Consider the following 18,107-nt stretch of genomic DNA (forward strand, 5'->3'; position numbering starts at 1 on the left):
ATCCCCAGCCCCTGAACGACAAAGGACGCACCGCCATGGCAGCACCGGCAGCAGCCCCGCGCATCGTCATCGAGAACTGTGCGATCGCGACCGTGGACGCCACGGACACCGAGTACGCATCCGGTCATGTCGTCGTCGCCGGCAACCGGATCGAGTCCGTCGGCGCGGGCAAGGCCCCCGAGAACCTGGAGAACGTGGTCCGCCGCATCGACGGCACCGGCCACCTGGCCACCCCGGGCCTGGTCAACACGCACCACCACTTCTACCAGTGGATCACCCGCGGTCTCGCCACCGACCACAACCTCTTCGACTGGCTGGTCGCGCTCTACCCGACCTGGGCCCGCATCGACGAGACGATGGCGTACTCCGCCGCCCAGGGCTCGCTCGCCATGATGGCCCGCGGCGGCGTCACCACCGCGATGGACCACCACTACGTCTACCCGAAGGGCTCCGGCGACCTCTCCGGCGCGATCATCCGCGCCGCCGCCGAGATGGGTGTCCGCTTCACCCTCGCCCGCGGCTCCATGGACCGCAGCGAGAAGGACGGCGGACTGCCGCCGGACTTCGCCGTCGAGACCCTCGAAGGCGCCCTCGCCGCCACCGAGGAGACCATCGACAAGCACCACGACGCCTCCTTCGACGCGATGACCCAGATCGCCGTCGCCCCCTGCTCCCCCTTCTCCGTCTCCACCGACCTGCTGAAGCAGGGCGCCCAGCTCGCCCGCCGCAAGGGCGTACGGCTGCACACCCACGGCAGCGAGACCGTGGAGGAGGAGAAGTTCTGCCACGAGCTGTTCGGCATGGGCCCGACCGCCTACTTCGAGTCGACCGGATGGCTCGGCGAGGACGTGTGGATGGCCCACTGCGTCCACATGAACGACTCCGACATCGAGGCGTTCGCCCGGACGCGGACCGGCGTCGCCCACTGCCCGTCGTCCAACGCCCGCCTCGCCGCGGGCATCGCCCGCGTCCCCGACATGCTCGCCGCAGGCGTGCCGGTCGGCCTCGGCGTCGACGGCACCGCGTCCAACGAGTCGGGCGAGCTCCACACCGAGCTGCGCAACGCCCTGCTGATCAACCGGCTCAACCCGGCCCACCGCGAGGCCGCACTCAACGCCCGCCAGGCACTGCGCCTCGGCACCTACGGCGGTGCCCAAGTGCTGGGCCGCGCCGGGCAGATCGGTTCGCTGGAGCCCGGCAAGCTCGCCGACCTGGTGCTCTGGAAGCTGGACACCCTGGCCCACGCCTCCATCGCCGACCCGGTGACCGCCCTCGTCCTCGGCGCGGCGGCCCCGGTCACGCTCTCCCTCGTCAACGGCAAACCGGTCGTCGAGAACAGCCGGCTGCTCCACGCCGACGAGGACGCCATCGCCCGCTCGACGCGGGACGAGGCCCAGCGCCTCGCGCGGATCGCCGCGCAGGGCTGACCCCCCGGAACTCCGGTCGAGGGGGACGGCCCTCGGCCGGCGGCCGTGAACCCGAGCGGGGTCCACGGCAGCCGTCACCGGGGGGTGCGTACGCCACACGTACGCACCCCCCGGGGATGGTGACACGCATCCACTGGGCGCACATCACTCGCACCACCTCCCTGACACCCACGTCACCCCCGACGTGTTAACCGACCGGAGGAACTGCCGTGGCAGCCAAGCCGACGACCCACAACGACCTCGATGCCGCGCCCGAGAACGACCGTGACGAGGCCGACCCGAAACCTTCCGTCGACCGGGAGCATCCGGTCGACCCGATACACCCGGTCGACCCGAAGAACCCGGTCGGCTCGAAGAACCCGGTCGACCCGAAGAACCCGGTAGAGCCGAAGAACCCGGTCGGCTCGAAGCACCCCGTCGACGAGACGCTCCCACCCCTGCGGACGGTCACCAGCGGCCTCCAGCACGTGGCCGCCATGTACGCCGGCGTCGTCGCCCCGCCGATGATCGTGGGGCCCGCGGTCGGCCTCGGAGCCAGGGACACCGCGTTCCTGATGGGCGCCAGCCTCTTCACCGCGGGCATCGCCACCCTGCTCCAGACACTGGGCTTCTGGCGGGTCGGGGCACGCCTCCCCTTCGTCAACGGCGTCTCCTTCGCCGGAGTGACGCCCATGATCGCCATCGGCAAGGACCGGGGCTACGACGGCATCGCCGTCATCTTCGGAGCGATCATCGTCGCCAGCCTGCTGGGCTTCCTGGTCACCCCGTACTTCTGCAAACTCGTGCGGTTCTTCCCGCCCGTCGTCACCGGCACCGTCATCACGCTCATCGGCGTCTCGCTGCTCCCGGTGGCCTTCACCTGGTCACAGGGCGGCAACTCGGGGGCCGCCGACTACGGTTCGGCGAAGAACATCGGCATGGCCGCTCTCACCTTCGCCATCGTGCTGGCGCTGCGCAAACTGCTCCGCGGCTTCCTCCAGCAGATCGCCATCCTGCTCGGCCTCGTCGCCGGCACCCTCATCGCGATCCCGCTCGGCATGGCGAACTTCGACGCCGTCAAGGACGCGGACCTCATGGGCTTCCCCGCTCCGTTCCACTTCGGCGCCCCGCAGTTCGAGATCGCCGCGATCATCTCCATGTGCATCGTGATGCTCGTCTGCATGACCGAGTCCACGGCCGACATGCTCGCCCTCGGCAGGATCGTCGACCGGCCCGCCGACGAGCGGACCATCGAGGGCGGACTGCGCGCCGACACCCTCGGCAGCGCCGTCAGCCCGCTCTTCAACGGCTTCATGTGCAGCGCCTTCGCCCAGAACATCGGCCTCGTCGCCATGACCAAGGTGCGCAGCCGCTACGTCGTCGCGGCCGGCGGCGGCATCCTCATCCTGCTCGGCCTCTGCCCGGTCGCCGCCTCCGTCATCGCGCTCGTCCCGCTGCCGGTGCTCGGCGGCGCGGGCATCGTCCTCTTCGGCTCGGTCGCCGCGAGCGGCATCCAGACACTGGCCACCGCCGCACTGGAGAAGGGGGAGAACGCGCTGATCGTGGCGGCCGCCCTCGGGGTCGGACTGATCCCGATCGCGGCGCCGGAGTTCTACCACGCCTTTCCGAAGGAGCTTCTGGTGGTGCTCGACTCGGGCATCTCCACGGGATGTGTGGTGGCGATCGTGCTCAACCTCGCCTTCAACCACCTGGGGAGGAAGCGGAGCCCCGACGCCGTCACACCTCCGGCTCCGGCTCCGGCTCCCACCGCATGAGGTTGCCGAACAGCTCCGCCTGCTCGATCGCGTCGTCCAGCGCGTGATGGGTGTGCCGTCGCCGGGACAGCAGCTCACGCGGCATCGTTCCCTTGGCGACGGCCCTCAGCGGAAGGCGCGCCTTCGTCGCGTACAGCGTCTTCATGTCGAGGCAGCCCGAGTGCCCGAACGGGCTCTCACCGGTGAACCGGATCAGATACCAGTAGAGGAAGGTCCAGTCGTACGAGGCCGGATAGCCGCACATCACCGGCTGCGCGCCGGCCTCGGCCGCCTCGTCCCGTACCCACGCCGCGAACTCGGCCATCGCGGCGGCCGGTTCGCTGCCGTCGCGGACCAGATGCGCACGGTCGAGGCCGCTCACCGCGAGCGCCTCCGGCACGAACTCCTCGCTGATGGGGCGCAGCTCGCGGTAGAAGGTGCGGGCCGCGGGGTCCCCGGCCGGCACGAACCCCTGCGCGTCCTGCCGCCCCGCCACCGCCGCGCCGAGGCTGAGCATCGAGTACGGGCCCGGGATCGGCCCGTCGGCCTCGATGTCGACGGAGACGTAGAGGCTGGGTTTCACACGGTGTGGTGGACGCGAGGACATGCGTGCAGCCTGCCAGGCCGGCGCCATCCGGAGCACCGGCTTTTCGCGCGGCGACGCGGAGCGGGCGTCGCCGGGCGGCGCTGGGTGTCACCGGGCGTCACCCGGGCGGACCGCGGTCGGCTGCGGACCGCCCCGGAGGGCGGAAGACTCGCTGCGTCATGGGCACTCTCGGAGAACTGACGGCACGGCAGCGCGCGGCCATGGTCGCCACCGTGACCGCCGGCGCCCTGCTGTTCTCCAGCCTCACCGGCCTGATCGTCGCGCTTCCCGCGATCCAGCGCGACTTCGGCATCGACAGCTCCACACTGCACTGGGTGATCGTGGCCGCACTGCTGCCGCTGTGCTCCGTGGCCGTCGTGAGCGGCCGGCTGGGTGATGTCGCCGGGCGGCGGCGGGTGTTCCTGCTGGGCATGGTCTGCTACGGGGTGGGGTCGGCGCTGTGTGCGCTCGCCCCGGACGGGGTCTTCCTGGTGGCGGCCCGCGCCGTACAGGGCCTCGGCGTCGCGCTGGCCGTGCCGCTGGCCTTGGCGAACCTGACGGCCGCGCTCCCCGAGGAGCGGCGCGGCTGGGCGATCGGCGTGCAGACCGCGGCCACCACCTTCTTCGGCATCGTGGTGCCGTTCGCGGTCGCAGTGCTGGTGGAGTTCGCGAGCTGGCGGTGGGCCTTCGCGGCCAACGCCCTGGCTGCCGTGGGGGTCGTCGTCCTGGCAGTGCGCCATCTCGACGAGACCCGGGGACCGGCCGGGGCGTCGATGGACGTCAAGGGCGCCGTCCTCATCGGCTGCGGGCTCACGCTCGTCGTCTTCGCCTGCGAGCGGGCGACGGACTGGGGCTTCGCGGCGCCGCGGACCCTGCTTCCGATGGCCACGGGGCTCGCCCTGCTCACCGCTTTCGTACGGGTGGAGCTCAGGGCCCCGGATCCGCTGCTCGACCTGCGGCCACTGCGCAGCCCCGCCGCGTCAGGACCGATGGGCGCCCTCGCCCTGGTCCAGTGCGCCGCGCTCGTCCTCTCCGTACAACTGGCGCTGTATCTGCAGCACGTGCTCGACCTGGACGCGCTGCGTACGGGCCTGCTGCTCATGGTCACGTGCCTGGGCACCGTCGTGCTCTCGCCCTTCGTCGGGCGGCTGACCGACCGCGGTCACGGGGGCCGGCTGGTCCTCGGCGGACTGGCGCTGCTGGGCGCCTGCCTGATCTGGCTCACGTACGGCGTGGCGCACCGGCACGGCGCGCTGCTCGTCCCCGCCCTGCTGGCCGTCGGCTTCGCGCCGCCGCTCGTCTACACCCCGGCGACGACGCTCCTCCTGTCCGCCGTGCCCGGCACCGCGCGGGGAGTGGCGGCGAGCCTGTCGGTCCAGAGCCGGCAGATCGGCGGGACGCTGGGCCTTGCCCTGATGAACCTGCTCTTCACGACGGTCGAGTGGAGGGAGCGCAACGGACTGCTGGAGGAGTCGGACGCCCCCCTCACGGCGGAGGAGCAGAGCGCCCTCGACGACGCGCTGTCGCAGGAGCACGAGCGGGACGAGGTGCTCGCCCGGCTGCCCGAAACGTCACGGGGCCGGGTCGGCGACGCTGCGGACGACGCCTTCGTCACGGCGCTCTCGGTCGGCTTCCTGGTCCTGGGCGGCCTGCTCCTCCTCGCGGCGCTGACCGCGGCTGCGGTCCGGCTCAGCCGGTCCGGGGGCGGGGTCCGGGCTCGCGGCCACCGGCCGTTTCGGCGGCCTCCTCGCCCTTCCAGGCGAGCGGACCGCGCCAGCCGTAGCGGAGCGCCAGCAGCCGCAGGGCGAAGGCGGCCAGCATGGCCGCGCCGCTGCTGACCGGACCGAGCAGCCCGGACCGGAGCAGCACCGCCACGATGCCCGCCGCGAGGACGGACGGCAGCGCGTACATCTCGCGGTCGCGCCGCAGCAAGGAGGGGATCTCGCCCGCGAGGAGATCCCGCAGCACCCCGCCGCCCACGGCGGTCGCGACCCCGATCGCGGCCGCGTGGAACGGCTCGATGCCCCACACGGCGGCCTTCACCGTGCCCGAGACGGAGAACAGCGCGAGCCCCGCCGCGTCCACGACCTGCACCGCGCCGCCGATGCGCCTGACTGCCGGATGGAGGAAGTAGACGAGGGCGGCCGCGACGAGCGGAGTGATGAAGTAGCCCATGTCCCGGAAGGCCGCGGGTGGCACGTCCCCGATGACGAGGTCACGGAAGATCCCGCCCCCCAGCGCCGTGATCTCGGCGAGTGCGGCGATGCCGAACACGTCGAACCGCTTCCGGACGGCGACCAGCGCCCCGGTGACGGCGAAGATGAAGATGCCCGTGAGGTCCGCCACCATGTGCACCGGATAGTCGAGGATCTCGTACGTGGGCGACACTCCGGATGTCTTCCTGCCACGGTCCCCCGGGAAGCTCCCCCGTTGGGGCGACACCGGGTCCCGGGGGCGGGCCCGCTACGCCCCGCTCCCCGGGGACCAGTCCGGGCGGCGGCCGCTCAGGCCGATGACCCGGTCGAGCAGGGGCGCGCCGTCGGGGACGGGAACCACGGTGCCGAAGAGGCCCTCGCGGGCCGGGTCGTCCCCGGCGGGTGCCAGCAGGGCGTAGGAGGCCGCCAGGCTCGCCTCGTCCGGGCCGTGCTCGGAGCCGTACTCCCGGCCCGTGGCGCGGGCCAGGTCCCAGCCGTGGACGAGCAGTTCGTTCAGCGCGACCCGGCCCGCGACCGCGCCCGGCAGCCTGACGCCCCCGGCCCGGGTCCCGCCCTCCCAGGCGGACGGATCGCGCCACGCCGCCACCAGCTCGTCGAGGGTGCCGGGGAGCGCCGTACGCCAGTCGTCCGGCAGGACCGGGGTGAACGTGTCCGGGTCGGTGTCCGTCGTCGGACCCAGGTCCTTGCGCGCGGCGTCGCGGAAGGCCCTCGACAGCACGACGACATGGGCGAGGAGATCCCGTACGGCGTAGGCGGGGCAGGGCGTCGGATCCCCGAGGCGGGCGTCGTCGACCCCCTTCGCCAGCCGCGCCATCTCGGCGGCGACGGGCCCGAGGTCCAGGATGCCGGCGGATGTGTTCGTCAGGTTCATGGGGTTCGCCTCCATGAACGGTCAGACCGTCCCGGAGCCGGAAACTCATCGCCCGCGGCGGCGGCCGGACCGTTCGCCCGATCGGCGTACCCGCACGTGGCAGGGCGGGCGGGCCCCGGCGGACACCCATACGCTCCCGTGGTGACCCGTACCACCCGTACCCCTGCCCCGGACACCGGCCTCGACGCGTTCCTCGCGTGGGCCGCGGCGGAGCGGGGCGCCGCCCTGCCCGTACGCCCCGCCGACGCCGTCCTGACGCTGCTGGCCCTGCGCGGCGCGGACCGCAGGTCGGGCGTGCCCGAGCCGACGCCGGAGCTGCTGCGGCGCGTCCTGCTCGATGACCTGCCGGGGCTGCTGTGGGCGACACCGGAGGAGCGCGCCGCCATGCCGGCCCTCGTCACGGCGCTCGCGGACCACGTACGGGCCGCCCGCCGGCTCAACGCCAAGCGCCACGAACGGGTGCTCGCCGTCGTCCTGGAGTCCATGCCCGCGTTCGAGCGGGCGATGACCGACCCGCGGAACCTGACCTGGCCCCGCTGGTACGCATCGCTGCTGCGCGCGGACGGCACCGACGCGGACGATCCCGAGGCCGTACGGGGCTGGCTCGCCGCCCATGCCCGCCGACCGCACGCGGACCGCCCGCAGCTCCCGTCGCCGGTGCACCGCTCCGATCTCACGGCCCGCACCTTCGCCGCCCGCACACTGCTCATCGAGGCGCTGCTCGCCGATGACCCGGCCGCGGGCCCGGACCGGCTGGAGAGCCTCGCGACCGAGCTGACGGACCGCTGGACCGCCGTGGGCCTCGGCGAGGCGCTCACGGGCCCGCACGCCGATCTCGCCCCCGGCCCCGAGGACCTGCCGCACCTCGCCCTCGCGGACCGCATGCTCGACGAGCACCTCGACTACTTCGCCGACTCCGCCGTCCCGCTCCCGCCGCCGCCCGCGCTTCCCGCACCCGAGGAGATCCGCGCCCTGCTGCACGCGGCCCCGCTGCCCGTGGCCCTGGCCACCGGAACGGCCGGCGAGGACCTGCGCGAGCTCGCCGAACGCTGCGGGTTCCCGGGCCCGGCGACCGTCGTCTGGACGCAGGGCACCGCGCAGGAACTCACCGAACTCGGCGCCGACATCCTCGCCGGGCTCGTCGAGCGCATCCCGTCGGCCGCCGCCCCGGACGAGGAGTACGCCCTCGACGCGGCGCACATCCTCTACACCCTCTACGAGCGCGGCAGCACCCCGGAGTCGGTGGCGCGCAAGGCGTCCGACCTCGCCGGCTGGAAGGTGGCCCCCGAGTTCGAGGAGCTCCCCGTTCCCGTACCGGACTCGGCCCCCGCCGCCTACTCGACCCCCGCGGCGCCCGAGCTGGCCACGCTCCTCGCCCTTCCCGACCTGACCGACACCGACCGCACGGAACTCGACGGCCACGCCCACGCCCTCGCGGACCTCGTCGACCGGCTCGCCCAGACCGGCTGCGTCTTCCGCACCGGCGACGCCTACGGACTGACCCCGCTCGGCAGCGCCGTCATGCGCCACATCCTGGCCGGCGCCGGGATCGCCGCCCCCGACCACGAGACCGCGGCGGACTGGAACGCCGCCGAAACCGCCGCCGCCGTCCAGCACTGGCCCCCGGCCATCGCCGCCGCGACCCTGACCGCCTGGACCACGGCCCGCGGCGGCACCGACGAGGCCTGGAGCGAGCTGCTGAACGCCGTGTCCGCCGCCAAGTCCGCGGACTTCCCGCACACCGCGACCCCGGCGCTCTTCGCCCGCCTCTCCCTCGCCGCCGTCCCCGCGGCCGCCCTGCGCGCCGCCCTCACCGACCCGGTCATCGGTGCGTACGCCCATCGCCTCCTGCACGACCGGGGCGAGCCCGCCGGCGAGGAGCTCGTCCTCCTCACCGCCCGCGCCACCCGCCTCCTGGAGGACCTGGACGCGCACTGGACGGAGGACATGCGCGCCTTCGTCACCGCCGCGGCCGAGAACCGCGACCCCGACCCCGTGCCGACGGCCCTCATCGACGCCTTCGACACCGCCGCGGCCGGCTGGCCGGGCGGCCCCGCGGCCCTCCTGGAGGCCCTGGCCGAGGCCCATCCGCCGACCTCCCTGCGCGTTTTGCAGGACCTGCACGACCGCCACCCGGACAACGGGGTGGCGAACGCGGCTGCTCATGCGGTGAAGTGGGCCAGGACGACGAAGGCGGCGAACACGCCGAAGACGGCGAGGACGACGAAGACGGCGAGGGCGGCACGTGCGGGCAGAAGGTGACGGATCCGGGTCCGGGGAGGACCGGGTAGCGACGGGACACCGTGTGCAGATCGAGTACTGCACCCAGTGCCGCTGGCTGCCCCGCGCCGCCTGGCTCGCCCAGGAACTCCTCGGCACCTTCGACCGGTCCGAGCTCACCGAGGTCGGGCTGAAGCCGGGCATCGGCGGCGTCTTCGTCGTACGGGTCGACGGCGACGTCGTCTGGGACCGCCGGGAGCAGGGCTTTCCGGAGCCGACCGCGGTGAAACGGACCGTCAGGGACCGGGTGGCGCCCGGGAAGAGCCTGGGGCACGCCGACCGATAGGTGCTCCGCGCGGCGTCCCCGCGAAGTCCGTACGGTCACGGCCTCTTGCAGGCGTGGCCCGGCTGTGCCATACAGGTCTGGACCATTGCTCCGGCGGACGGAGGCACTCCGGTGCAACGCCCCCTGCTCTTGCCCGTGTTGCTGTGCACCACCGCACTCCTGCTCACCGCCTGCGGTGGCGATGCCGCGGCCAAGGACACCCACAGCCCTTCCGCTCCGCGCGGCGTCACCGCGCAGGCGAGCAGCGCCACCTCCGTGCACGTCATGTGGGAGCCGGCCACGGACGACACGGGCGTCAGCGCCTACGAGGTCTTCCGCGCCGGCACGAAGGTGAAGTCGGTCCCCGCCCCCAAGCACATGATCGACGTCGACGGCCTCGCGCCCTCGTCCCCGTACACCTTCACCGTCCGCGCCCTCGACGCCGCCGGCAACGCCTCGCCGCACAGCGCCTCGATCCCCGTGACGACGCTCGTCCCGACCGTCGAGGACCGCCGCCCGCCGAGCACGCCCGGTGCCCCGAAGGGCAGCGTCGAGGGGACCCGGGCGGTCACCCTCACCTGGGGACGCTCGACCGACGACGAGGCCGTCACCTCGTACGACATCTACCAGGCCGACTCCCGCATCCACACCGCGCCGGGCACCACGACCACCGCCCGCATCACCGGCCTGCGCCCCGGCACCGTCTACACCTTCACGGTCCGCGCCCGCGACGCCGCGGACAACTCCTCACCCGACAGCGCCCCGCTCGACCTCACCACCGCCCCCGCCGAGGGAGCGGGTCCGAGCACGGCCCCGACGTCCCTGACCGCCACCGCCCGCGCCGACGGCGCCGCCCACACGATCGACCTGGCCTGGACCCCGCCGAAGACGGGCGCCCCGGTCAAGGAGCACCAGCTCTATCTCAACGGCGCGTTCGCCACGACGATCGTCTGGGGCACCGAACCCCCGCCCGGCCGGGCGACCTACAGCTTCACCGTCACCGACAAGCCCGGCACCCGCTACTCGGTCAAACTCCGCGCGAAGCTCCCGGACGGGAACTGGGGGGACTTCTCGGCCCAGCGCACGGTCGTCATCGGCTAGGGCGGCGGACACACCGCCGCCCCCGGTGCTGTGCGGTACCGGGGGCGGCGGCGGGATGCGGAGCGAACGGGACGTCAGCCGGTCAGCTGCTCGTACGCCGGCAGCGTCAGGAAGTCCGCGTAGTCGGCGTCCAGGGCGACGTGCAGCAGCAGGTCGTGGGCCTGCTGCCACTTGCCGGCCGCGAAGGCGTCCTCGCCGATCTCCTCACGGATCGCGGTGAGTTCCTCCGCCGCGACCTCGCGGGCCAGTTCGGGCGTCGCGGTCCTGCCGTTCTCGAAGACGACGCCCGCGTTGATCCACTGCCAGATCTGGGAGCGGGAGATCTCGGCGGTGGCGGCGTCCTCCATCAGGTTGAAGATGGCGACGGCTCCGAGACCGCGGAGCCACGCCTCGATGTAGCGGATGCCGACCTGGACCGCGTTGCGCAGGCCCTCGTAGGTGGGGTGGGCGTCCAGGGAGGCGATGTCGATGAGGTCGGCGGCCGTGACGTGGACGTCCTCACGGAGGCGGTCCTTCTGGTTGGGCCTGTCGCCGAGGACCGCGTCGAAGGAGGCCAAGGCGATCGGGACCAGGTCAGGGTGGGCGACCCAGGAGCCGTCGAAGCCGTCGGCCGCCTCGCGGTCCTTGTCGGCCTTGACCTTCTCGAAGGCCACCCGGTTGACCTCGGGGTCCTTGCGGGAGGGGATGAACGCCGCCATGCCGCCGATCGCGTGGGCCCCGCGCTTGTGGCAGGTGCGGACGAGGAGTTCGGTGTAAGCGCGCATGAACGGGGCCGTCATCGTCACCGCGTTGCGGTCCGGGAGGACGAACTTGGCGCCGCCGTCACGGAAGTTCTTGACGATGGAGAAGAGGTAGTCCCAGCGTCCGGCGTTGAGTCCGGAGGCGTGGTCGCGCAGCTCGTAGAGGATCTCCTCCATCTCGTACGCGGCCGTGATCGTCTCGATCAGCACGGTGGCGCGGACGGTGCCCTGCGGAACGCCCACGTAGTCCTGGGCGAAGACGAAGATGTCGTTCCAGAGGCGGGCCTCCAGGTGCGACTCCGTCTTCGGCAGATAGAAGTACGGTCCCTTGCCGAGCTCGATGAGCCGCTTGGCGTTGTGGAAGAAGTACAGCCCGAAGTCGACCAGGGCGCCCGGCACCGGACGGCCGTCGAAGCGCAGGTGGCGCTCCTCCAGGTGCCAGCCGCGGGGGCGCATGACGACCGTGGCGAGCTCCTCCGCCGGGCGCAGGGCGTACGACTTGCCGGAGCGGGGGTCGGTGAAGTCGATGCGGCGCTCATAGGCGTCGACCATGTTGAGCTGGCCGAGGACCACGTTCTCCCAGGTGGGGGCGGAGGCGTCCTCGAAGTCCGCGAGCCAGACCCGCGCGCCCGAGTTGAGGGCGTTGATGGTCATCTTGCGGTCGGTCGGGCCGGTGATCTCGACGCGCCGGTCGTCGAGCGCGGCCGGTGCCGGGGCGACCTTCCAGGACTCGTCCTCGCGGATCCGCGCGGTGTCCGGGAGGAAGTCGAGGGCGCTGGTGCGGGCGATCTCGGCGCGGCGCTCCGCCCGGCGGGCGAGGAGCTCGTCGCGCCGGGGCGTGAACCGCCGGTGCAGCTCGGCGACGAAGGCGAGTGCCGCGTCGGTCAGCACCTCCTCCTGCCGGGGCAGTGGCTGGGCTTCGACGATGGCCAGCGGCGACGGCGCTGGTGCGGACATGAGCTGTCACTTCCTTCAGTGAACTCGGCCGGCTTCACGGGCGGTGCCGGGCGACCGCCGGCACCTCGGCCGGCACGCAGTGCCAGGGCTGCGGGCGCGGCCGTCGGCGCCGTTCTGTCGTACAGGCGCTTCTGATCTGTGGATAGTAGTTATCGCATGGTGGAAGTTCAATGGTTTGTTGATGTCGAGATTCTCCGGGTCGACATACCGTGGCGCTCGGTGCCACGCCACTCACTCAAGGTGCGCCAGATCCCCGGGGGTGTCGATGTCGTACGCCTCCGCCACGTCTCCGCACTCGACCAGCGTGATCTCCTTCTCGTGTTCCCTGAGGTAGTCCCGGGCGCCCCGGTCGCCCGAAGCGCGCTCCGCGACGGTCGCCCACCGGCTCGCCCCGAACAGCACCGGATGGCCCCGGCGCCCGTCGTACGCAGCCGCCACCAGCGCCGACGCCGACTCGCAGGCGGCCACCACCCGGGCCACCGCGGCCGCGCCGATCCCCGGCTGGTCCACCAGGGAGACGAGGACCGCGTCCGGGCGCTCGCCCTCGCCCGCGGCCGTCAGGGACGCCAGGCCGGTACGGAGCGAGGAGCCCATGCCCTCCTCCCAGTCCGCGTTCACCGAGACGACGCAGCCCGCGAGATCGGCCTTCCCCAGCACCCGCTGCGCTTCCGCGCCCAGGACCACGTGCACCGAACGGCAGCCGCCGGCCCGCAGCACCCGTACCGCGTTCTCGACCAGAGGGCGGCCGCGGTACTCCAGCAGCGCCTTCGGGCGGCCGCCCAGTCGCCGCCCGCCGCCCGCCGCCAGAACCAGCCCCGCAACCTGCGGTCTGTCCGAAGTGTGAGCCATGCCCCCTGCATACCTCATCGCGTGGCGCTGTGCCTCGACACCCGCCCCGGTGGCGCCGCCGATCTCCTCGGCGCCCGGAAGCGGACACGTCGAGCTGAATTTCGTACCGCGGAGTGGCGCCCTCCGCACGGAATGGCGTTAACTTGCCCGCGACCCCAGGCGTTTGACCACCGTTCGGAGGGTCGGACACCGGGCAGCACAACGACGTGCAAGGGGGAGCTTTGTTGCGGAGCGTGGGGCAGACGCGGGTGACAGGGAGCGGCGAGGACCCGAGGGTGGCGGCGCTGCGCTCCGCCGTCTCCCGGCTCCGCCGCGAACTGGCCGGGCATCCGGCCGAGTTCGCCGACCGGGGCATCGCGGAGGACGAGCTGGCGGCGATGGACGCGATGGCGGTCGGCGGTGTGCCGGAGATCCGGCGCCTGCGCCGCTCGCTCCTGCTGATCGCCGGTTCGATCGGCTCGGTGAGCGCACTCGCGCCCGGGCTGACGAGCGTGCGGAACGCCGTGGAGCTCTTCGGCGAGCCGAACACCGGACCGGCCCTGGACCACCGCACCGAACCGCACAGCTGATCACTACGCTGGGCGGTGATGACCACGAACCACGGCGCGCGGCGGGGGCCGACACTCCGCGAGCTCACCGTCCAGGCGCTCTCCTCCGTCGAGCGCGGCTACGACCTGCTCGCGCCGAAGTTCGACGCGACCCCGTTCCGCACGCCGGAGCGGATCCTCGACGAGACGGTCAGCGCCCTGCGTCCGCTCGGGCCGTTCCGCGCTGGGCTGGACATCTGCTGCGGTACGGGCGCGGGCGTCCGCGTCCTGGACCAGGTCTGCCGGGAGCGCGTCGTCGGCGTGGACTTCAGCGCGGGGATGCTCGACGTGGCCCGGGAGGCGGTCGGCGCCGCCGAGTCGAAGGTGCAGTGGGTACGGGCCGATGTGCGGGCCCTGCCGTTCGCGCCCGCCTTCGATCTTGCCGTGAGCTTCGGCGCGTTCGGGCACTTCCTGCCGAAGGAGCGGCCCGGGCTGTTCGCGCAGGTCCACTCGGTGCTGCGGCCGGGCGGTGTCTTCGCCTTCCCGATCGGGGCCCCGCCGCGGCCCGGCTCGTGGCCGTACTGGGCGATGCTCGGCTTCGACGCGGCGATGCGGGTGCGGAACGCGGTGTGGTGGCCGCGGTTCGTCATGTACTACCGCACGTTTCCGCTCGCGGAGGTGTGGCGCGAGCTGGAGCGGGCGGGGTTCGAGGTCGAACTCCGCGCCATGTCCGGGCTGGGCCGCCGACCGGACGGCACGCCTCGCGCGGCGCTGGTGGTGGCCAGGTCGGATCCGGAGGGCTGATGCGGCCGCCGGGTCAGTGGCGTGGTCGCACGCGGTCGCACGTGGCCGCCGGATCAGCTCTGCGGGGCTGACGTGGTCGCCAGGGCCTCGGAGAGTTCCTTCGCGACGGTCTGGAGGATCGGCACGATCTTCTCCGTCGCCGCTTCCGTCACGCGGCCCGCCGGGCCCGAGATCGAGATCGCCGCGGCCGTGGGGGAGTCGGGCACCGAGACCGCGAGGCAGCGGACCCCGATCTCCTGCTCGTTGTCGTCCACCGCGTAACCCGCGCGGCGCACCTGCTCCAGGGCGGCCAGGAAGCCCTCCGGCGTGGTGATCGTCTTCTCCGTCGCGGCCGGCATGCCGGTGCGGGCGAGCAGGGCCCGCACCTCCTCCGGCGGGGTGTTCGCGAGGAGCGCCTTGCCGACGCCCGTCGAGTGCGGCAGGACACGCCGCCCGACCTCCGTGAACATGCGCATCGAGTGCTTCGACGGCACCTGCGCCACGTACACGATCTCGTCGCCGTCGAGCAGCGCCATGTTCGCCGTCTCGCCGGTCTCCTCGACCAGCCGGGCCAGATAGGGGCGGGCCCAGGTGCCGAGCAGCCGGGACGCGGACTCGCCGAGGCGGATCAGGCGGGGGCCCAGTGCGTACCGCCGGTTCGGCTGCTGACGCACGTAACCGCAGGCCACGAGCGTGCGCATCAGACGGTGGATGGTGGGCAGAGGCAGCCCGCTGCTCGCCGAGAGCTCGCTCAGCCCGACCTCGCCCCCGGCGTCGGCCATCCGCTCCAGCAGATCGAAGGCGCGCTCAAGGGACTGGACGCCACCGCTGGTCGCGGCGGGCTTGGCGGCGGCGTCGGTGTTCACCGGGGCGCTGCTGGCGTTGGACGTCGGCACGTCAACGGTCCTTTCAGGCGGGCGGGCAAGTTGCCAGCCTACCGGGCGGCTGTGCGCGGCACATCGGCATCGACGAGGCGTCCTTGCCGGTCAGGACATGTTTGTCCGGGTGCGGACCGCGCCTTCCCATGATCTCTTGACGCTGCTTCTGTGTATAGCTACGTTCTGTCCAGTGGAATTTACTTTCCACTTTGTGGATACATCCAACCGGGATCCGCCCCGGTATCCGCGACCCTCGGGTTGCTCTTGACGGGTCGCGACGCGAGGTGAAGACTTCTTCAACAGTTCGTTGAATTCCGCTGTGCGGAAGGGAAGTGAGGGCACGGGTGTCCGAACCGGACGTGAAGTTGGTACTGCGCTCGACACGCGTCATCACCCCCGAGGGGACACGGCCCGCGACCGTCGCCGTCGCCGGGGGGAGGATCGCGGCAGTGCTGCCGCACGACGCCGAGGTGCCCGCCGGCGCCCGGGTCGAGGACGTCGGGGACGACGTCGTACTCCCCGGACTCGTCGACACCCACGTCCATGTGAACGACCCCGGCCGTACCGCCTGGGAGGGCTTCTGGACCGCCACCCGCGCCGCCGCGGCCGGCGGGATCACCACGCTCCTTGACATGCCCCTCAACTCCCTCCCGCCGACGACCACCGTCGACCACCTGCGGGTCAAGCAGGACGTGGCCCGCCCCAAGGCACACGTGGACACCGGCTTCTGGGGCGGCGCGATCCCCGGCAACATCAAGGAGCTGCGTCCGCTCCACGACGCCGGTGTCTTCGGCTTCAAGTGCTTCCTGTCGCCGTCGGGTGTCGAGGAGTTCCCCGAGCTCGACCAGGAGCAGCTCGCCCGCTCGCTGGCGGAGATCGCGGGCTTCGGCGGACTGCTGATCGTCCACGCCGAGGACCCCCACGAGCTGGCCGCCGCACCGCAGCGGCCGGGCCCCCGGTACGCCGACTTCCTCGCCTCGCGCCCGCGCGACGCCGAGAACACGGCGATCGGGAACCTGATCGCCCAGGCCAGGCGGCTCGACGCGCGCGTCCACGTCCTCCACCTGTCGTCCGGCGACGCGCTGCCGCTGATCGCCGCCGCGAAGGCGGAGGGCGTACGCATCACGGTCGAGTCCTGCCCGCACTTCCTCACCCTCACCGCCGAGGAAGTCCCCGACGGGGCGACCGAGTTCAAGTGCTGCCCGCCGATCCGCGAGGCCGCGAACCAGGACGCCCTGTGGCAGGGCCTGGCCGACGGGACGATCGACTGCATCGTCTCCGACCACTCACCGTGCACCACCGACCTCAAGACCCCCGACTTCGCCTCCGCCTGGGGCGGCATCTCCTCCCTCCAGCTCGGCCTCCCGGCCATCTGGACCGAGGCCCGCCGGCGCGGCCGCACCCTGGAGGACGTCGCCCGCTGGATGGCGTCCGCGCCGGCGGAGCTCGCGGGGCTCAGCGGGAAGGGGGCGATCGAGGCCGGCCGGGACGCCGACTTCGTCGTACTCGCCCCCGACGAGACCTTCACCGTGGACCCGGCCGGACTCCACCACCGCAACCAGGTCACCGCCTACGCCGGCAGGACGCTGCACGGCGTCGTGAGGTCGACATGGCTGCGCGGCACGCGGATCGTGGAGAACGGCACCCTCGCCGAGCCGATCGGCCGGCTGCTCGAAAGGAACGACTGACACCGTGGCGATACCGTCCTTCACCGGAGACGCGAGCCCGTACGGCGGCGGCGACCCGTACGCCGACTACCGCACCGCCGACTTCCCGTTCACACACCACGCCGACCTCGCCGATCGGCGCCTCGGCGCGGGCGTCATCGCCGCCAACGACGAGTTCTTCGCCGAGCGCGAGAACCTGCTGAAGCCCGAGGCGGCCGAGTTCGACCCCGAACACTTCGGCCACAAGGGCAAGATCATGGACGGCTGGGAGACCCGGCGCCGCCGCGGCGTCTCCACCGGGCAGCCGCACCCGACCGAGGACGACCACGACTGGGCGCTGGTCCGGCTGGGCGCGCCCGGCGTCGTACGCGGCATCGTCGTCGACACCGCCCACTTCCGCGGCAACTACCCGCAGGCCGTCTCGATCGAGGCCACCGCGGTGCCCGGCTCCCCGTCGCCGGAGGACCTGCTCGGCGCCGACGTGAAGTGGACGACGCTCGTGCCGCGCACCGCGATCGGCGGCCACGCGGCCAACGGCTTCACCGTCGACGTCGAACAGCGCTTCACGCACCTGCGCGTCAACCAGCACCCCGACGGCGGCATCGCCCGCCTGCGGGTCCACGGAGAGGTCGTCCCCGACCCGCAGTGGCTGGGCGTCCTCGGGACGTTCGACCTCGTCGCGCTGGAGAACGGCGGCCAGGTCGAGGACGCGTCCGACCGCTTCTACTCCCCGGCCACCAACACGATCCAGCCGGGCCGGTCGCGGAAGATGGACGACGGGTGGGAGACGCGCCGCCGCCGCGACAAGGGCAACGACTGGATCCGCTACCGGCTGGTGGAGCAGTCCGAGATCCGCGCCGTCGAGATCGACACGGCGTATCTGAAGGGCAACTCGGCCGGGTGGGCGGCGCTGTCCGTGCGGGACGGAGAGTCCGGCGAGTCCGGCGAGTGGACCGAGGTCCTGCCGCGGACCCGGCTCCAGCCCGACACGAACCACCGCTTCGTGCTGGACGCGCCGGTGATCGGCACGCACGTCCGCATCGACATCTACCCCGACGGCGGGATCTCGCGCCTGCGGCTCTTCGGCTCGCTGACGGACCGGGGCGCGACGCGGCTGGCGGCGCGCCACCAGGAACTGGGCGGCTGACGCCACCTGGGTCCCGGGGGCTCTGCCCCCGGACCCCCGCGCCTCAAACTCCCCCTACGTCCTGCGGCGTGGGGGGACCC

Annotated in this window: 15 protein-coding genes and 1 pseudogene; 10 read left to right on the forward strand and 6 right to left on the reverse strand. The window is 72.7% G+C overall.

The features are described from left to right. Nucleotides 1–35 precede the first annotated feature (35 nt). Nucleotides 36–1,427: an 8-oxoguanine deaminase gene (locus tag KK483_RS30215; protein WP_262008386.1), complete on the forward strand. Its 1,392-nt coding sequence runs from the start codon at nt 36–38 to the stop codon at nt 1,425–1,427. A 437-nt stretch (nt 1,428–1,864) separates the two neighbouring features. Further along, nucleotides 1,865–3,181 (forward strand): nucleobase:cation symporter-2 family protein, encoded by a 1,317-nt coding sequence (locus KK483_RS30220; protein WP_262009743.1) that lies wholly within the window; start codon nt 1,865–1,867, stop codon nt 3,179–3,181. Here the strand turns inward: KK483_RS30220 and KK483_RS30225 are convergent. Then, entirely contained in the window at nt 3,144–3,767 is a 624-nt protein-coding gene (locus KK483_RS30225) for a 3'-5' exoribonuclease domain-containing protein (protein WP_262008387.1), read from the reverse strand. The two genes, KK483_RS30220 and KK483_RS30225, sit on opposite strands and share 38 nt — an antisense overlap. Before the next feature lie 200 nt (nt 3,768–3,967). Between KK483_RS30225 and KK483_RS30230 the strand changes: the two are divergent. Next, nucleotides 3,968–5,140: pseudogene (locus KK483_RS30230) on the forward strand (MFS transporter); the annotation flags it as partial. Between the two features lie 295 nt (nt 5,141–5,435). On the opposite strand, the gene KK483_RS30235 reads toward KK483_RS30230, so the two are convergent. Further along, a complete protein-coding gene (locus tag KK483_RS30235) occupies nt 5,436–6,095 on the reverse strand; it encodes a trimeric intracellular cation channel family protein (protein ID WP_262009744.1) in 660 nt (219 codons plus the stop codon). A gap of 114 nt (nt 6,096–6,209) precedes the next feature. Beyond that, nucleotides 6,210–6,833, reverse strand: a complete 624-nt coding sequence (locus KK483_RS30240) for a TIGR03086 family metal-binding protein (RefSeq protein ID WP_262008388.1) — start codon at nt 6,831–6,833, stop codon at nt 6,210–6,212. Between the two features lie 141 nt (nt 6,834–6,974). Between KK483_RS30240 and KK483_RS30245 the strand changes: the two genes are divergently transcribed. The 3 genes from KK483_RS30245 to KK483_RS30255 all read left to right on the forward strand — a co-directional run bounded on the left by KK483_RS30245 (nt 6,975) and on the right by KK483_RS30255 (nt 10,479). Continuing rightward, nucleotides 6,975–9,095: a hypothetical protein gene (locus KK483_RS30245; protein ID WP_262008389.1), complete on the forward strand. Its 2,121-nt coding sequence runs from the start codon at nt 6,975–6,977 to the stop codon at nt 9,093–9,095. A 43-nt stretch (nt 9,096–9,138) separates the two neighbouring features. Next, nucleotides 9,139–9,399, forward strand: coding sequence for a SelT/SelW/SelH family protein (locus KK483_RS30250; protein WP_262008390.1), 261 nt, complete (start codon nt 9,139–9,141; stop codon nt 9,397–9,399). Nucleotides 9,400–9,510: 111 nt separating this feature from the next. Then, entirely contained in the window at nt 9,511–10,479 is a 969-nt protein-coding gene (locus KK483_RS30255; RefSeq protein ID WP_262008392.1) for a fibronectin type III domain-containing protein, read from the forward strand. Between the two features lie 74 nt (nt 10,480–10,553). On the opposite strand, the gene aceB is transcribed toward KK483_RS30255, so the two are convergent. Both aceB and KK483_RS30265 read right to left on the reverse strand, forming a co-directional pair. Then, complete coding sequence (gene aceB, locus KK483_RS30260) at nt 10,554–12,176, reverse strand: malate synthase A (protein ID WP_262008393.1); 1,623 nt, start codon at nt 12,174–12,176, stop codon at nt 10,554–10,556. Between the two features lie 231 nt (nt 12,177–12,407). Then, a complete protein-coding gene (locus KK483_RS30265; protein ID WP_262008394.1) occupies nt 12,408–13,025 on the reverse strand; it encodes an NTP transferase domain-containing protein in 618 nt (205 codons plus the stop codon). A gap of 221 nt (nt 13,026–13,246) precedes the next feature. Here KK483_RS30265 and KK483_RS30270 point away from each other — a divergent pair, with 221 nt between their 5' ends. Next, on the forward strand, nt 13,247–13,594 hold the full coding sequence (locus KK483_RS30270) for a DUF5955 family protein (RefSeq protein WP_262008395.1): 348 nt from the start codon (nt 13,247–13,249) through the stop codon (nt 13,592–13,594). 18 nt (nt 13,595–13,612) lie between these two features. Then, a complete protein-coding gene (locus KK483_RS30275; protein ID WP_262008396.1) occupies nt 13,613–14,356 on the forward strand; it encodes a class I SAM-dependent methyltransferase in 744 nt (247 codons plus the stop codon). A gap of 53 nt (nt 14,357–14,409) precedes the next feature. Here the strand turns inward: KK483_RS30275 and KK483_RS30280 are convergent, their stop codons facing one another. Further along, entirely contained in the window at nt 14,410–15,231 is an 822-nt protein-coding gene (locus KK483_RS30280) for an IclR family transcriptional regulator (RefSeq protein WP_262008397.1), read from the reverse strand. A 326-nt stretch (nt 15,232–15,557) separates the two neighbouring features. Between KK483_RS30280 and allB the strand changes: the two genes are divergently transcribed. Both allB and alc read left to right on the forward strand, forming a co-directional pair. Beyond that, a complete protein-coding gene (allB, locus tag KK483_RS30285) occupies nt 15,558–16,901 on the forward strand; it encodes an allantoinase AllB (RefSeq protein ID WP_262008398.1) in 1,344 nt (447 codons plus the stop codon). A gap of 4 nt (nt 16,902–16,905) precedes the next feature. Continuing rightward, on the forward strand, nt 16,906–18,027 hold the full coding sequence (gene alc, locus KK483_RS30290) for an allantoicase (RefSeq protein ID WP_262008399.1): 1,122 nt from the start codon (nt 16,906–16,908) through the stop codon (nt 18,025–18,027). The last annotated feature ends 80 nt before the right edge of the window (nt 18,028–18,107 follow it).

The organism is Streptomyces sp. FIT100 (assembly GCF_024584805.1).
In the GTDB taxonomy this organism is placed as follows: Bacteria; Actinomycetota; Actinomycetes; order Streptomycetales; family Streptomycetaceae; genus Streptomyces.

What these genes read in the sequence shown, in the direction of transcription:
- KK483_RS30215 (WP_262008386.1), top strand. Translation starts at nt 36, where the DNA reads ATGGCAGCACCGGCAGCAGCCCCGCGCATCGTCATCGAGAACTGTGCG.
- KK483_RS30225 (WP_262008387.1), bottom strand. Translation starts at nt 3,767, where the DNA reads ATGTCCTCGCGTCCACCACACCGTGTGAAACCCAGCCTCTACGTCTCC.
- KK483_RS30235 (WP_262009744.1), bottom strand. Translation starts at nt 6,095, where the DNA reads ATGGTGGCGGACCTCACGGGCATCTTCATCTTCGCCGTCACCGGGGCG.
- KK483_RS30240 (WP_262008388.1), bottom strand. Translation starts at nt 6,833, where the DNA reads ATGAACCTGACGAACACATCCGCCGGCATCCTGGACCTCGGGCCCGTC.
- aceB (WP_262008393.1), bottom strand. Translation starts at nt 12,176, where the DNA reads ATGTCCGCACCAGCGCCGTCGCCGCTGGCCATCGTCGAAGCCCAGCCA.
- KK483_RS30265 (WP_262008394.1), bottom strand. Translation starts at nt 13,025, where the DNA reads ATGGCTCACACTTCGGACAGACCGCAGGTTGCGGGGCTGGTTCTGGCG.
- KK483_RS30275 (WP_262008396.1), top strand. Translation starts at nt 13,613, where the DNA reads ATGACCACGAACCACGGCGCGCGGCGGGGGCCGACACTCCGCGAGCTC.